This window comes from Citrobacter pasteurii, assembly GCF_019047765.1.
In the GTDB taxonomy this organism is placed as follows: domain Bacteria; phylum Pseudomonadota; class Gammaproteobacteria; order Enterobacterales; family Enterobacteriaceae; genus Citrobacter; species Citrobacter pasteurii.
Window position 1 is genome coordinate 1,562,302 of the sequence record NZ_CP077262.1, and the last position, 14,881, is coordinate 1,577,182.

13 protein-coding genes, 1 tRNA gene, 1 rRNA gene and 1 other annotated feature are annotated in these 14,881 nt (G+C 50.7%); of the genes, 7 read left to right on the top strand and 8 right to left on the bottom strand.

The genetic code is table 11. The annotated features are described in order from the left end of the window. Positions 1-117: 117 nt before the first annotated feature. From I6L54_RS07610 to I6L54_RS07625, 4 genes are all read right to left on the bottom strand, one after another. Positions 118-600 carry an OmpA family protein gene (locus tag I6L54_RS07610; protein WP_005130427.1) on the bottom strand — a complete coding sequence of 161 codons (483 nt, stop codon included), beginning with the start codon at positions 598-600 and terminating at the stop codon, positions 118-120. Positions 601-612: 12 nt separating this feature from the next. After that, entirely contained in the window at positions 613-1,839 is a 1,227-nt protein-coding gene (dgcN, locus tag I6L54_RS07615; RefSeq protein WP_005130426.1) for a diguanylate cyclase DgcN/YfiN, read from the bottom strand. Continuing rightward, positions 1,832-2,350: a regulatory sequestration protein YfiR gene (gene yfiR, locus I6L54_RS07620; protein ID WP_040234078.1), complete on the bottom strand. Its 519-nt coding sequence runs from the start codon at positions 2,348-2,350 to the stop codon at positions 1,832-1,834. Before yfiR ends, dgcN begins: the two co-directional genes overlap by 8 nt. A gap of 158 nt (positions 2,351-2,508) precedes the next feature. Beyond that, positions 2,509-2,883 (bottom strand): DUF2799 domain-containing protein, encoded by a 375-nt coding sequence (locus I6L54_RS07625; RefSeq protein WP_040234070.1) that lies wholly within the window; start codon positions 2,881-2,883, stop codon positions 2,509-2,511. Between the two features lie 214 nt (positions 2,884-3,097). Between I6L54_RS07625 and aroF the strand changes: the two genes are divergently transcribed. Both aroF and tyrA read left to right on the top strand, forming a co-directional pair. Then, complete coding sequence (gene aroF / locus I6L54_RS07630; protein WP_040234071.1) at positions 3,098-4,168, top strand: 3-deoxy-7-phosphoheptulonate synthase AroF; 1,071 nt, start codon at positions 3,098-3,100, stop codon at positions 4,166-4,168. Between the two features lie 10 nt (positions 4,169-4,178). Further along, positions 4,179-5,300, top strand: a complete 1,122-nt coding sequence (tyrA, locus tag I6L54_RS07635; protein WP_040234072.1) for a bifunctional chorismate mutase/prephenate dehydrogenase — start codon at positions 4,179-4,181, stop codon at positions 5,298-5,300. Between the two features lie 95 nt (positions 5,301-5,395). Here the strand turns inward: tyrA and pheA are convergent, their stop codons facing one another. The 4 genes from pheA to bamD form a co-directional block, all read right to left on the bottom strand. Beyond that, a complete protein-coding gene (pheA, locus tag I6L54_RS07640) occupies positions 5,396-6,556 on the bottom strand; it encodes a bifunctional chorismate mutase/prephenate dehydratase (RefSeq protein ID WP_005130419.1) in 1,161 nt (386 codons plus the stop codon). A gap of 22 nt (positions 6,557-6,578) precedes the next feature. Beyond that, positions 6,579-6,704, bottom strand: a sequence feature (Phe leader region). Beyond that, entirely contained in the window at positions 6,656-6,703 is a 48-nt protein-coding gene (gene pheL / locus I6L54_RS07645) for a pheA operon leader peptide PheL (protein ID WP_100250063.1), read from the bottom strand. Its footprint overlaps the feature before it by 48 nt. Positions 6,705-6,806: 102 nt before the next feature. Further along, a complete protein-coding gene (gene raiA, locus I6L54_RS07650; RefSeq protein WP_005130418.1) occupies positions 6,807-7,145 on the bottom strand; it encodes a ribosome-associated translation inhibitor RaiA in 339 nt (112 codons plus the stop codon). 270 nt (positions 7,146-7,415) lie between these two features. Further along, entirely contained in the window at positions 7,416-8,153 is a 738-nt protein-coding gene (bamD, locus tag I6L54_RS07655; protein WP_005130417.1) for an outer membrane protein assembly factor BamD, read from the bottom strand. A 131-nt stretch (positions 8,154-8,284) separates the two neighbouring features. Here bamD and rluD point away from each other — a divergent pair, with 131 nt between their 5' ends. From rluD to I6L54_RS07680, 5 genes are all read left to right on the top strand, one after another. Then, the gene (gene rluD, locus I6L54_RS07660; protein WP_005130415.1) at positions 8,285-9,265 is read left to right on the top strand and encodes a 23S rRNA pseudouridine(1911/1915/1917) synthase RluD; all 981 of its coding nucleotides are present in this window, start codon (positions 8,285-8,287) and stop codon (positions 9,263-9,265) included. Next, positions 9,262-9,993 (top strand): purine nucleoside phosphorylase YfiH, encoded by a 732-nt coding sequence (yfiH, locus tag I6L54_RS07665; protein WP_005130413.1) that lies wholly within the window; start codon positions 9,262-9,264, stop codon positions 9,991-9,993. The genes rluD and yfiH overlap by 4 nt, the downstream gene beginning before the upstream one ends. 129 nt (positions 9,994-10,122) lie before the next feature. Next, complete coding sequence (gene clpB, locus I6L54_RS07670) at positions 10,123-12,696, top strand: ATP-dependent chaperone ClpB (RefSeq protein ID WP_040234074.1); 2,574 nt, start codon at positions 10,123-10,125, stop codon at positions 12,694-12,696. Between the two features lie 438 nt (positions 12,697-13,134). Next, a 16S ribosomal RNA gene (locus I6L54_RS07675) occupies positions 13,135-14,676 on the top strand. A gap of 85 nt (positions 14,677-14,761) precedes the next feature. After that, positions 14,762-14,837: transfer RNA gene (locus I6L54_RS07680), tRNA-Glu, on the top strand. The last annotated feature ends 44 nt before the right edge of the window (positions 14,838-14,881 follow it).

Sequence of the window (14,881 nt, forward strand, 5' to 3'; positions counted from 1 at the left end):
CAAGCGACATCCTGTTAGAAAAGGGCTGGCCGAAAGGCTGGCCCTTTTTTTATTCCGACCTTTATTTTTTGTTTTTTTATTAGATGACTGCGCGACGCGCAGCCAGTTGGATATTGATTACGGTGTCGAGATCACGACTGCAACGCGGCGGTTTTCGGCACGGCCTTTTGAAGTCTGGTTGCTGGCAAGCGGGTATTTCTTCCCGAGCCCTTGGGTTGTCAGGTTAGTACGTGGAATATTGGCACCCTGAGCCCAGGCGTCTGCAACCACATTGGCGCGTTTGAGTGACAGAGCTTCGTTGTAGCTGTCCTCACCATAGTTATCGGTGTGACCATCCAGACGAGCATGGTTTAACCCGGTAGCAGCCAGTTTGGACGCCATTTCCTGGATTTGCTTTTCACTTTCAGGGCGGAGTTTATAGTCGTTTTTGTCAAACAGGATAGTGTCAGACAAACCCAGCGACCAGTCTCCTGAAGCTTCAGTGAATCCGTACGATTTCATCGCTGCAATTTGCTCTGGGGTAAATTTCCCCTGAGGTGCCTGACAACCGGCCAGAATCAGCATGATGAGAATAAACGGGGATAATAAACGTTTTAGCATGTGTGTAATTCCTTATTTTTTAATAATGCGCTCAGCGCGCAAATTTTTAGCCTGATACATATTGTGATCGGCAAGTTCTTGTAATTTCTCGGCAGAGGCATGTTCCCACGTCAGCGCAAAACCAATACTGAGTGTCATGCTTGCCAGATGACCGTTATGCAGGTCAAAAGGTCGATTAAACTCTTGCGACAACGCCGTGCAGATACGTTGAACTTCGTATTCAGAATGGACGCTGTAAAGCACCATGGCAAATTCATCGCCGCCAAGTCGGTATGGGTGATGCCGATTACCACCAAATTCGGCCAGCCTTTTTGCGACTTCAATCAGGACTCGATCGCCCGCAGCGTGTCCCCAGGTATCATTAATAAATTTAAAATTATCGCCATCAAGGAATAACAACGCAGAGCTGCTGTGGGCCGCGTCGTCGTTCATCAGTGCGTTAATACTGCTACGAAATGCGGCACGGTTCGCAAGACCAGTCAAAGGGTCATGTAGCGCGGTACGCAACAGTTGGGCATTCTTTGCCTGGAGACGTAGTTGCCACTCTTCCATCTCATCCAGCAGGCTATTAAAGTCCTGCGCAAACAGATGAAATTCTTCAATCCGTTCTTCAGATACGCGCCGTGAGAAATTACGATTGGTACGAACATCATGTACCACCTCAGTAATATTTTGCAGGGCGTCCACGACACCATTGTGTAAATAACGAGTAAGCATTAATGCAATACCCGATGCCAGTAAAATGCATCCGGTAAGAACGGCCAGCGACAAATAAATGAAATGGCTAATAACGCTGTCGCGAGCAATCAGGCGCACTTCACCAATAACGTCGCCATTGTGCAAAATGGGCTGAGTTACCGGTTGCGGGAATAGCCAGTGGCTGATGATACCGCTGATTTTGTCAGTAGTATCCTGCGCGTCATAGCGCCAGGTGGCGATCACTTTCTGCTTTTGATTGCGGACTTCTGCAACTGAAAATTGCCCTTGCTGTCCCAGTGCCGCCAGCGTTTCCGACGCTGCAACGCTATCCGAAAAGACTAATGCTGCTTCGAGCGTGCGGGTCATGGTTGCTGCTGTGAGATCCAGGTTCTTTTGTGCGTATTGCTTCAAAGCCAGCACAGACGAAATGCTAAGCAGCAGCCAAATCAGCGTCATGGTTACCAGTACGCTGACGATGCTGATACGCCGCAGCGTCCGCTTGAACGTTGGGCGTTTTATGGGAGAAGGACCCTTATTCATGCTTTTTATTCCGCGCAAGCATCAATACGTCTGGACTCACCCTTACACCGCTGCGTGACAGGGAATCCATATTTACGGAAAATCTCACGTCTTCATCTTTAATTATGAGGCAAAAAGCGCTGCCAATAACGCATTCGGGATTCTGTTCGGCAATTAATAACAATGCCTTAGTAGGATATTTATTCTTTAGTTCAGCCTGATATGTGGGGCTTTCTTTTCCAAAATAAAAACCATCACACTGCGCAACTAAAACTTCTTGTTCCGTATGAATGATGACAGGAAGATAGGGTAGTGCTCCTGCTCGGGTATCTTCCAGCACGCTGGAAAAGCGCGAAGAAGAGAATATACACAGTTTTGGTGGCCCTGAAAGTGCTGGCCAGCGTGTATAACTGACGATACCGGAAACCATAGAGCGCACAGATTTTGCCTCTTCCGTGACGCTGTGAGCGTACAGAGGTAATCCGGTCAGAAGCAGTGCCAGTAGAAGTATGAGTCGGTAAGAAAAGCTCATGAATAGGTACCTACCAGCGTTTGCCGTATTGCGTCGATATACATTCAAGATTGTTTGCAACAAAATAACATTATTTTCCCAGGGCGTCATTATTCCTGGAATGAGCGTATTGAGTATTTAAGTTAAATCTCATTAATTTATAAAATTTAAGCTCTTGTTTAATTTAACCTTGTTGAGGCCGCTCCTTCGTTTGCTCCTTTTTGCCATGCCTCATGTAACCGACTGACATTGTCTACCGTGTCACAACTGGCGGGGAAGGTTTTGCCGGTCAATCCTCTCGCGTAAACAAAGTCCTGCTGACAGGTTTTCCTTTGTCCTTCGGCGTACCCCTTAAGATATTGGGCACGATCGACCTCTGGGTCATTGTAGTTGTCGGCAAGTGTCTCGTTATCTTTAACGACATGGCCTGAAATGGCATCCTGTATCCCGGCATCAAACCAGTCGGTACCTGTCCAGGTAGGAGTAAAAGCATAGGGATCTATCTGACATCCGCTGAGAAATAATACAAATAAGGTACAGATGAGTTGCTTCATTGCCTGTTCTCCCCGTTTTTTTAAAGCATAGCGGATTCATATATAGAAGAGTGTAAATTTAATTGTACGGAATTTTGCGGTTTTTTTGCTGTAAAATGGCATTCCGTAAATAAAAATTTACGGAATGTGGATTGAAATCTTTACCCGTTGTGTTATCGTGATTACCTCCTCGCAGAGGAAAACTATCGCAAACGAGCTAAACAGGATCACCATCATGCAAAAAGACGCGCTGAACAACGTACACATTACCGACGAACAGGTTCTGATGACCCCAGAGCAGCTTAAAGCGGAATTTCCGCTGAGCCTCGCACAGGAGGCGCAAATCGCTCAGTCGCGTAAAACCATTTCAGACATTATCTCTGGGCGCGACCCGCGACTGCTGGTGGTGTGTGGTCCATGCTCGATTCACGATCCTGAAGCGGCTATTGAGTACGCTCGTCGATTTAAAGCCCTTGCCGCAGAGGTCAGCGATAGCCTCTACCTGGTGATGCGCGTCTACTTTGAAAAGCCCCGTACCACCGTCGGCTGGAAAGGGTTGATTAACGATCCTCATATGGATGGCTCTTTTGATGTTGAAGCGGGTCTGAAAATTGCGCGTCAGTTGCTGCTTGAATTGGTGAATATGGGGCTACCGCTGGCAACAGAAGCGTTAGATCCAAACAGCCCGCAATACCTGGGCGATCTGTTTAGCTGGTCTGCTATCGGTGCGCGTACCACTGAATCACAGACGCATCGTGAAATGGCTTCTGGTCTTTCCATGCCGGTTGGTTTTAAGAATGGTACAGATGGGAGTCTGGCAACCGCCATTAATGCCATGCGAGCGGCGGCACAGTCGCACCGCTTTGTTGGTATTAACCAGGCCGGGCAGGTTGCACTGCTGCAAACGCAGGGTAATCCAGATGGTCACGTGATCCTGCGTGGCGGTAAAGCGCCGAACTACAGCCCGGCGGATGTCGCCCAGTGTGAAAAAGAGATGGAGCAGGCAGGACTACGACCTTCTCTGATGGTAGATTGCAGTCATGGTAATTCCAATAAAGATTACCGTCGCCAGCCAGCCGTGGCTGAATCCGTGATTGCACAAATCAAAGATGGCAATCGCTCGATCATTGGCTTGATGATTGAAAGTAATATTCACGAAGGCAACCAGTCCTCCGAACAGCCGCGTAGCGAAATGAAATACGGCGTCTCCGTAACTGATGCCTGCATTAGCTGGGAAATGACGGATGCGCTACTGCGTGAAATTAGCCTGGATTTAAACGGCCAACTGACGGCGCGTGTAGCATAAGAGGTTGGTTATGGTTGCTGAATTGACCGCATTACGCGATCAAATTGATGAAGTCGACAAGGCGTTGCTGGATTTACTGGCACGCCGTCTGGAGCTGGTTGCCGAAGTCGGTGAAGTAAAAAGTCGCTTTGGGCTACCGATCTACGTGCCGGAGCGGGAAGCCTCTATGCTGGCCTCCCGCAGGGCAGAGGCGGAAGCCCTGGGCGTACCGCCGGATCTGATTGAGGATGTGTTGCGTCGGGTGATGCGCGAGTCCTACTCCAGTGAAAATGACAAAGGGTTTAAAACGCTTTGTCCTTCTCTGCGCCCGGTGGTAATCGTCGGTGGCGGTGGTCAGATGGGGCGCCTGTTCGAGAAAATGCTCACCCTGTCAGGTTACCAGGTGCGGATCCTGGAACAACAGGACTGGGAGCGTGCGCCGGAGATCGTCTCTGATGCCGGCATGGTGATCGTCAGTGTGCCGATCCACGTCACCGAGCAGGTGATCGCCAAATTACCGCGTTTGCCTTCTGACTGTATCCTGGTCGATTTGGCATCGGTGAAAAACGGTCCTTTACAGGCGATGCTGGCGTCACACGATGGCCCGGTGGTGGGATTGCATCCGATGTTTGGTCCGGACAGCGGCAGTCTGGCCAAGCAGGTCGTCGTCTGGTGTGATGGGCGGCAGCCGGAAGCCTATCAGTGGTTTCTGGAACAGATTCAGGTATGGGGGGCGCGGCTGCATCGGATCAGCGCCGTTGAACACGACCAGAATATGGCGTTCATTCAGGCGCTACGCCACTTTGCGACATTTGCTTATGGGCTGCATTTAGCGGAGGAGAATGTGCAACTGGAGCAGTTGCTGGCTCTTTCTTCACCTATTTACCGTCTTGAACTGGCAATGGTTGGCCGTCTGTTTGCCCAGGATCCTCAGCTCTATGCCGATATTATTATGTCGTCTGAGAGCAACCTTGCGCTGATCAAGCGCTACTACCAACGTTTTGGTGAGGCGATCGGTTTACTGGAGCAGGGCGATAAGCAAGCGTTTATCGACAGCTTCCGTAAGGTAGAACATTGGTTTGGCGATTATGCGCAGCGCTTCCAGAGTGAAAGCCGCACTCTGTTGCGCCAGGCGAATGACAGCCGTCCTTAATTAAGACGCCGGATGGCGGCTTCGCCTTATCCGGCCTACAAAAATCGCATGAATTGTAGGCCGGATAAGCGTAGTGCCTCCGGTATTGTCAAACGTTAGCTTGGATCGACCGGCACCACGTTTTCACTCGGATAACATCCCAATACTTTCATCGAACGCGTAATCTCACCCAGCTCTTTCAATGCTTTTTGCATTTGGGGCGATTCCAGATTGGCCTGGATATCAAGATAAAACATCTCTTCCCACGGATTGCCGTGAATCGGGCGTGACTCCAGTTTAGTCATAATCAGATTATGGTTACGCAGCACCAGCAATGCTTCTACCAGAGCACCGGCCTGTTGCCCTGTCGCCATCAGCAACGTTGTTTTCGCTGGAACCTGGTCGGAAACATTGATTGCTTTACGTGCCAGTACCACGAAGCGGGTAATGTTTTGCGTCTGGTTAGCTTCAATGTGCTCAAGAACCTGCAAACCATACAGCACGCCTCCGGCTTCGCTCCCAAGAGCCGCCACGCGCGGCGAGTTAGCCTGCGCAACTTTTTCCATTGCTGCAGAGGTGCTTTCGGTGTACTCAATCTTCCAGTGTGGATGGCGATTCAGGAATTTGCTGCACTGCTGGAACGGCTGCGGATGGCTGTAAACCGTTTCAATAGTCTCGAGATCTGTTGTGCCGGACACCAGTACACAGTGGTCAATCGTGATGGTCATCTCGCCAACGATAGACAAGCTGGTGTGCTGTAGCAGGTCGTAAACGTCGTTGATCCCGCCGGAGCTGGTGTTTTCAATAGGCACTACCGCGTAGTCTGCCTGTCCGGTCTCAACCTGATTAAAGATATCGGCAAATTTCGCGCAGCCGCTTTCAATAAACTGCTCAAAATGACGTGCGGCGTACTGACGGGCGGCGAGGTGTGAGTAAGAGCCTTTTGGTCCCAGGAAGGCTACGCGTGCAGAGTGCGGATTGATTTTGTTCAGGTGCTGCTGCAGCAGTGCCTGTTGCGTCAGGACGGAGTCTTCGATAATCAGTTGGAACAGGCGCGTGATGTAGTGGGCATCGAGGTGATGCGCTTTACCAAGCTGAATTAAACGGTCCAGCAGATCGCGTTCCCGATCAATATCGCGTACTGGGCGATGAGACAGCAACTTGGCTTTGCCGACCTCTACCGCCAGACCACGTCGTTCTGCCAGCAGGGCCAGTAATTTTTCATCCAGCGTGCTTATCTTATCGCGCAGCGCCAGCAATGGGTTTTCCGATGTCATAGTGTTGCCTTTCTTGTTATCAATAAAAAAGGCCCCCCGTTGTGGGAGGCCTTATTGTTCGTCTTCGCATTCTTTATCACACGACGAAACGCCTCCCATTCAGGGGAAGGTAAAAAAGAATGCGAAGAAGAACGGGACAAGTTTCATATAATTTTCCTTAGGCTATATCAGTAAAGTACCCGTACTGTTTTCACCCTGTCAACAAAAAACGCGCCCGAAGGCGCGTTGGCGATACACTCAATGTAAGGGACTACTCTTCTTCTGCTTCGACGAAGTTGGCGTCTTTTACTGAAGTTGTTGCACGACGGGCTTCGCCTTTGTGCTGCACTTTATTGAGCTGCCGTTCCAGCTTGTTGATCAAATCGTTAATGGCGGTGTACATATCCTCGTGTTTTGCGCTGGCGACCAGATGTCCGTTCGGTGTATTGATGGTGGCATCAGCAATGAAACCCTGTGGCTCCTTAGACAGAATGATATGTGGATTAATCAGATGAGTTTGCCATTTATCCAGTTTGGCGAGACGGTCTGCGACATGCTGGCGAATTGCCGGAGTAATTTCCATTTGTTTACTGGTAATGTTCATTGTCATAAATTTTACCTCTTGTCTTTCCCGTCTTGGTGATTCCAGCATACCGTTCCTAATGTCAAAATATGTGATCTAAATCACATATTTTTGTCGCTTTTTGTCAAGAAAACCTTTTTGTGAGGCACCGCAGGAACAGGCGATTTTTTACTTGAGGAATACCTGAAAGCAGGCCATATTTGATAGGATGCGTCGCAGCTAAACCGCTTCAGTTGTGGTGTTAACGGATAAAAAAAACGGCAGCCCAAAGGCTGCCGTTGTGCATTCTGAGGTCAATCAGGTGTTGCTGCTGTTAGCGGCAATGATTTTCGCTACTTTTTCTGCCTGGGCATTCATCTGCATTTGGCGATAAGCGTTTTCCATCAACGGCAGGGCATCACGCGTTGCCTGGGTATCCGGATAGTCACGCAGCATACCTTCCACACGGTTCACGACTGCAACCCATGCGCCACGGGCGGTATAATACTCAGCAACAGAGTATTCATACTTCGCCAGACGATCTTTCAGGAACACCAGACGCTTCGTGGCATCGGTGGTGTACTGGCTGTTCGGATAGCCACGTACCAGTTTGGAAAAGTCATTAAACGCAGCTCGGGCATGCTGTGGATCGCGATCGCTACGATCGACGCCAAAGAATCCTTGCAGCGCGCTATCGTCCAACGCCATATTGGTCAGGCCACGCATATACATGACATAATCAATATTAGGGTGTGTCGGATTAAGACGGATAAAACGATCGATGGCAGCCTGAGCAAGTGGCAGATCGGCGTTTTTGTAGTAGGCGTAGATGAGATCTAATTGCACCTGCTGAGAATACGGTCCAAATGGATAGCGGTTATCCAACGCTTCCAATTGCGTTATTGCCTGTTTCCAGTTACCGTCCTGCAGCTTTTGCTGAGCAGTCGCGTAGATTTCATTTGGCGGATTATCGGGCACCTCTTCCTTTGAACCAGAGCAACCCGCCAAAAACAGGCTCAACGTGGCTGCTGCCACCAGATATTTCATGCGCGTCATGACGTTTTGACTTTCCTCAAAATGTAATACGGGAGATTCTCTGTTCCTGCTCCCGGTTAAGACCAGCTACAATAGCACACTATATTAAACGGCAAAGCCGTAAAACCCAACGTTAAACGAAGAAGCAGTTTATGGCACAACGAGTAGAACTCACCGCAACAGTCTCCGAAAATCAGCTTGGTCAACGCTTAGATCAGGCTTTGGCCGAATTGTTCCCTGATTATTCGCGATCGCGCATAAAAGAATGGATCCTCGACCAGCGCGTACTGGTAAATGGCAATCTTTGCGATAAGCCGAAAGAAAAAGTGTTAGGTGGAGAGCGTGTCTCCATCAATGCTGAAATTGATGAAGAGGTTCGTTTTGAAGCTCAGGATATCCCACTGGATATCGTTTATGAAGATGACGACATTCTTGTCATCAACAAACCTCGTGACCTGGTGGTACATCCGGGCGCAGGTAATCCTGATGGTACGGTATTGAATGCGTTACTGCATTACTACCCGCCAATCGCGGATGTTCCTCGTGCCGGTATCGTACACCGTCTGGATAAAGACACAACCGGACTTATGGTTGTGGCGAAAACTGTCCCGGCGCAAACGCGTCTGGTGGAGTCACTGCAGCTGCGCGAAATCACTCGTGAGTATGAAGCCGTGGCGATTGGTCACATGACAGCGGGCGGTACAGTCGAAGAACCGATCAGCCGTCATCCAACCAAACGTACGCATATGTCAGTGCATCCAATGGGGAAACCTGCGGTAACTCACTATCGCATTATGGAGCATTTCCGTGTGCACACGCGTCTGCGGCTGCGTCTGGAAACCGGACGTACGCACCAGATCCGCGTGCACATGGCGCATATTACCCATCCGCTGGTGGGCGACCAGGTCTACGGTGGTCGTCCGCGCCCACCGAAAGGCGCTTCTGACGAGTTTATCTCCGTGCTGCGTAAGTTTGACCGTCAGGCGCTGCACGCGACCATGTTGCGTTTGTATCACCCGATTTCCGGTATTGAGATGGAATGGCATGCGCCGATTCCGCAAGATATGGTAGAGCTTATCGAAGTGATGCGCGCTGATTTCGAAGAGCATAAGGATGATGTTGCCTGGCTATGAGTAAGCTAATTGTCCCGCAGTGGCCGATACCTCAGGGTGTCGCGGCCTGTAGTTCTACCCGCATTGGCGGCGTCAGTCTGTCGCCCTATGATTCGCTTAACCTGGGTGCCCATTGTGGTGATAACCCGGAGCATGTGGAAGAGAACCGCAAGCGGCTGTTTGCTGCGGGCAATCTGCCTTCGAAACCCGTCTGGCTTGAACAGGTACACGGTAAAGACGTCCTGAAATTGAGCGGCGGGCCATACTTATCTAAACGTGCAGATGCGTCCTACAGTAATACGCCGGGCACCGTATGTGCGGTGATGACGGCGGACTGTCTGCCGGTGCTGTTTTGTAATCGTGCTGGAACAGAGGTGGCGGCGGCCCATGCGGGCTGGCGCGGGTTATGTGAAGGTGTGCTGGAAGAAACGGTGGCGTGCTTTGCCGATAAACCGGAAAACATTATTGCCTGGTTAGGACCGGCGATTGGCCCGGACGCGTTTGAAGTGGGAGCAGAAGTCCGCGAAGCGTTTATGGCAAAAGATCCGCACGCTGACAGTGCATTTGTGCCGCGTGGTGAAAAATATCTGGCGGATATCTACCAGCTTGCGCGCCAGCGTCTGGCAAATGTGGGGGTTGAGAACGTCTACGGTGGTGACCATTGCACCTTCAGCGAAAGTGAGACGTTCTTCTCTTATCGTCGCGACAATACCACGGGTCGTATGGCAAGTTTTATTTGGCTGATATAACCTAAAGAATCAAGACGATCCGGTACGTGTAATTTTCTTTTCACATAATTCAGGTCATTCACCTTGAATAATTGAGGGATGACCTCATTTAATCTCCAGTAGCAATTTTGACCTGTTATGGGAGGAGTTATGCGTCTGGATCGTCTTACCAATAAATTCCAGCTTGCTCTTGCCGATGCCCAGTCACTCGCATTGGGGCACGACAATCAATTCATCGAACCACTTCATCTAATGAGCGCCTTGCTGAATCAGGAAGGGGGATCGGTTCGTCCTTTGTTAACGTCCGCTGGCATTAATGCTGGCCAGTTACGCACAGCGATTGACCAGGCGTTGAGCCGCTTGCCGCAGGTAGAAGGTACCGGTGGTGATGTTCAGCCTTCTCAGGAGCTGGTGCGTGTACTGAATCTTTGCGACAAGCTGGCGCAAAAACGTGGAGACAATTTCATTTCGTCAGAACTGTTCGTTCTGGCGGCGCTTGAGTCACGCGGTACGCTGACCGATTTATTAAAATCAACTGGAGCGACAACCGCCAATATCACTCAGGCAATTGAACAAATGCGTGGAGGTGAAAGCGTGAATGACCAGGGGGCTGAAGACCAACGTCAGGCCTTGAAAAAATATACCGTCGACCTGACCGAACGCGCCGAACAAGGCAAACTCGATCCGGTTATTGGTCGTGATGAAGAAATTCGCCGCACTATTCAGGTGCTGCAACGTCGTACTAAAAATAACCCGGTTTTGATCGGTGAGCCAGGTGTTGGTAAAACCGCTATCGTCGAAGGGCTGGCACAGCGAATCATTAACGGTGAAGTACCTGAAGGGTTAAAAGGTCGTCGCGTGCTGGCGCTGGATATGGGCGCGCTGGTGGCCGGGGCGAAGTATCGCGGTGAATTTGAAGAACGTTTAAAAGGTGTGCTCAACGATCTCTCGAAACAGGAAGGCAACGTCATTCTGTTCATCGATGAGTTGCATACAATGGTCGGTGCAGGTAAAGCCGATGGCGCGATGGACGCCGGCAACATGTTGAAACCAGCGCTGGCGCGCGGGGAGCTGCACTGCGTAGGGGCCACCACGCTTGATGAATACCGCCAGTACATCGAAAAAGATGCGGCGCTGGAACGTCGTTTCCAGAAAGTGTTTGTGGCTGAGCCATCAGTAGAAGACACCATTGCCATTTTGCGTGGACTGAAAGAACGTTACGAGCTGCACCACCATGTACAGATTACTGACCCGGCAATTGTTGCGGCAGCTACGCTGTCTCACCGCTATATTGCCGATCGTCAGTTGCCGGATAAAGCTATCGACCTCATTGACGAAGCGGCATCCAGCATTCGTATGCAGATTGACTCCAAGCCGGAGGAACTCGACAGACTCGACCGTCGTATTATCCAGCTCAAACTGGAACAGCAGGCGTTAATGAAAGAGTCTGATGAGGCGAGCAAAAAACGTCTTGATATGCTTAATGAAGAGCTGGACGACAAAGAGCGCCAGTACTCTGAGTTAGAAGAAGAGTGGAAAGCTGAAAAAGCGTCCCTCTCCGGCACGCAAACTATCAAGGCAGAGCTGGAACAGGCAAAAATCGCTATCGAACAGGCACGTCGTGTCGGTGATCTGGCGCGCATGTCTGAACTGCAGTACGGCAAAATTCCGGAACTGGAAAAACAGCTGGAAGCAGCGACCCAGTCTGAAGGTAAAACTATGCGTCTGCTGCGTAATAAAGTGACGGATGCAGAAATCGCTGAAGTGCTGGCGCGCTGGACCGGTATCCCGGTGGCTCGTATGCTGGAAGGCGAGCGGGAAAAATTATTGCGGATGGAGCAGGATCTGCACAGCCGCGTGATTGGCCAGAACGAAGCGGTAGAAGCGGTATCTAACGCCATCCGTCGTAGCCGTGCAGGATTGTCTGATCCGAATCGTCCGATTGGTTCATTCTTGTTCCTGGGGCCAACCGGTGTCGGTAAAACCGAGCTGTGCAAAGCACTGGCGAACTTTATGTTCGACAGTGACGATGCGATGGTCCGTATCGATATGTCCGAGTTTATGGAGAAACACTCGGTATCTCGCCTGGTAGGTGCGCCTCCGGGATATGTCGGTTATGAAGAAGGTGGGTACCTGACGGAAGCGGTGCGTCGTCGTCCTTATTCGGTCATTCTGCTGGATGAAGTGGAAAAAGCACATCCGGATGTCTTCAACATTCTGTTGCAGGTGCTTGACGATGGTCGTCTGACTGACGGGCAGGGGAGAACGGTCGATTTCCGTAATACGGTTGTCATCATGACCTCGAATCTGGGCTCTGATCTGATTCAGGAGCGTTTCGGTGAGCTGGATTACAGCCATATGAAAGATATGGTGCTGGGTGTCGTGAGCCAGAACTTCCGCCCGGAATTCATCAACCGTATAGATGAGGTTGTTGTATTCCATCCATTGGGTGAGAAACACATTGCCTCTATTGCCAAAATTCAGCTGCAGCGTCTGTATAAACGTCTGGAAGAGCGTGGCTATGAAATTCACATCTCTGACGAGGCGCTTAAATTGCTGAGTGTGAATGGTTATGATCCTGTATATGGTGCACGTCCATTGAAACGTGCTATCCAGCAGCAGATCGAAAACCCACTGGCACAGCAAATCTTGTCTGGTGAGCTGATTCCAGGCAAAACGATTCGTCTGGAAGTGAATGACGATCGCATTGTGGCAGTGCAGTAAGTCACAAAACCTCAATAAACGGGCCCTGCGGGGCTCGTTTTTGTTTAATAACCAGGCAAGAATAGAGTTGTTGATTGAAAAGTAATCGCTTGATAAGTTTTTTGTATTTTTAACTTGTCAGTCTGAAATAACTCCCTATAATGCGCCTCCACTGACACGGAACAACGGCACGCAAGCCGCCGGGTCAGCGGGGTTCCACTGAGAACTCCGGCGAAGAAAGCGAAATTAAATGCTTGACTTCGTAGCGGGATGGCGTATTATGCACACCCCGCGCCGCTGAGAAAAAGCGAAGCGGCACTGCTCTTTAACAATTTATCAGACAATCTGTGTGGGCACTCGAAGATACGGATTCTTAACGTCGCAAGACGAAAAATGAATACCAAGTCTCTGAGTGAACACGTAATTCATTACGAAGTTTAATTCACGAGCATCAAACTTAAATTGAAGAGTTTGATCATGGCTCAGATTGAACGCTGGCGGCAGGCCTAACACATGCAAGTCGAACGGTAGCACAGAGGAGCTTGCTCCTTGGGTGACGAGTGGCGGACGGGTGAGTAATGTCTGGGAAACTGCCCGATGGAGGGGGATAACTACTGGAAACGGTAGCTAATACCGCATAACGTCGCAAGACCAAAGAGGGGGACCTTCGGGCCTCTTGCCATCGGATGTGCCCAGATGGGATTAGCTAGTAGGTGGGGTAACGGCTCACCTAGGCGACGATCCCTAGCTGGTCTGAGAGGATGACCAGCCACACTGGAACTGAGACACGGTCCAGACTCCTACGGGAGGCAGCAGTGGGGAATATTGCACAATGGGCGCAAGCCTGATGCAGCCATGCCGCGTGTATGAAGAAGGCCTTCGGGTTGTAAAGTACTTTCAGCGAGGAGGAAGGTGTTGAGGTTAATAACCTCAGCAATTGACGTTACTCGCAGAAGAAGCACCGGCTAACTCCGTGCCAGCAGCCGCGGTAATACGGAGGGTGCAAGCGTTAATCGGAATTACTGGGCGTAAAGCGCACGCAGGCGGTCTGTCAAGTCGGATGTGAAATCCCCGGGCTCAACCTGGGAACTGCATCCGAAACTGGCAGGCTAGAGTCTTGTAGAGGGGGGTAGAATTCCAGGTGTAGCGGTGAAATGCGTAGAGATCTGGAGGAATACCGGTGGCGAAGGCGGCCCCCTGGACAAAGACTGACGCTCAGGTGCGAAAGCGTGGGGAGCAAACAGGATTAGATACCCTGGTAGTCCACGCCGTAAACGATGTCGACTTGGAGGTTGTGCCCTTGAGGCGTGGCTTCCGGAGCTAACGCGTTAAGTCGACCGCCTGGGGAGTACGGCCGCAAGGTTAAAACTCAAATGAATTGACGGGGGCCCGCACAAGCGGTGGAGCATGTGGTTTAATTCGATGCAACGCGAAGAACCTTACCTACTCTTGACATCCACGGAATTTAGCAGAGATGCTTTAGTGCCTTCGGGAACCGTGAGACAGGTGCTGCATGGCTGTCGTCAGCTCGTGTTGTGAAATGTTGGGTTAAGTCCCGCAACGAGCGCAACCCTTATCCTTTGTTGCCAGCGGTCCGGCCGGGAACTCAAAGGAGACTGCCAGTGATAAACTGGAGGAAGGTGGGGATGACGTCAAGTCATCATGGCCCTTACGAGTAGGGCTACACACGTGCTACAATGGCATATACAAAGAGAAGCGACCTCGCGAGAGCAAGCGGACCTCATAAAGTATGTCGTAGTCCGGATTGGAGTCTGCAACTCGACTCCATGAAGTCGGAATCGCTAGTAATCGTGGATCAGAATGCCACGGTGAATACGTTCCCGGGCCTTGTACACACCGCCCGTCACACCATGGGAGTGGGTTGCAAAAGAAGTAGGTAGCTTAACCTTCGGGAGGGCGCTTACCACTTTGTGATTCATGACTGGGGTGAAGTCGTAACAAGGTAACCGTAGGGGAACCTGCGGTTGGATCACCTCCTTACCTTAAAGAAGCGTTCTTTGTAGTGCTCACACAGATTGTCTGATGAAAAGTAAATAGCAAGGCGTCTTGCGATTGAGACTGACACGTCCCCTTCGTCTAGAGGCCCAGGACACCGCCCTTTCACGGCGGTAACAGGGGTTCGAATCCCCTAGGGGACGCCACTTGCTGGTTTGTGTGAGTGAAAGTCGCCGACCCCAATATCTCA

What these genes read in the sequence shown, in the direction of transcription:
- I6L54_RS07610 (WP_005130427.1), bottom strand. Translation starts at nt 600, where the DNA reads ATGCTAAAACGTTTATTATCCCCGTTTATTCTCATCATGCTGATTCTG.
- dgcN (WP_005130426.1), bottom strand. Translation starts at nt 1,839, where the DNA reads ATGAATAAGGGTCCTTCTCCCATAAAACGCCCAACGTTCAAGCGGACG.
- yfiR (WP_040234078.1), bottom strand. Translation starts at nt 2,350, where the DNA reads ATGAGCTTTTCTTACCGACTCATACTTCTACTGGCACTGCTTCTGACC.
- I6L54_RS07625 (WP_040234070.1), bottom strand. Translation starts at nt 2,883, where the DNA reads ATGAAGCAACTCATCTGTACCTTATTTGTATTATTTCTCAGCGGATGT.
- aroF (WP_040234071.1), top strand. Translation starts at nt 3,098, where the DNA reads ATGCAAAAAGACGCGCTGAACAACGTACACATTACCGACGAACAGGTT.
- tyrA (WP_040234072.1), top strand. Translation starts at nt 4,179, where the DNA reads ATGGTTGCTGAATTGACCGCATTACGCGATCAAATTGATGAAGTCGAC.
- pheA (WP_005130419.1), bottom strand. Translation starts at nt 6,556, where the DNA reads ATGACATCGGAAAACCCATTGCTGGCGCTGCGCGATAAGATAAGCACG.
- raiA (WP_005130418.1), bottom strand. Translation starts at nt 7,145, where the DNA reads ATGACAATGAACATTACCAGTAAACAAATGGAAATTACTCCGGCAATT.
- bamD (WP_005130417.1), bottom strand. Translation starts at nt 8,153, where the DNA reads ATGACGCGCATGAAATATCTGGTGGCAGCAGCCACGTTGAGCCTGTTT.
- rluD (WP_005130415.1), top strand. Translation starts at nt 8,285, where the DNA reads ATGGCACAACGAGTAGAACTCACCGCAACAGTCTCCGAAAATCAGCTT.
- yfiH (WP_005130413.1), top strand. Translation starts at nt 9,262, where the DNA reads ATGAGTAAGCTAATTGTCCCGCAGTGGCCGATACCTCAGGGTGTCGCG.
- clpB (WP_040234074.1), top strand. Translation starts at nt 10,123, where the DNA reads ATGCGTCTGGATCGTCTTACCAATAAATTCCAGCTTGCTCTTGCCGAT.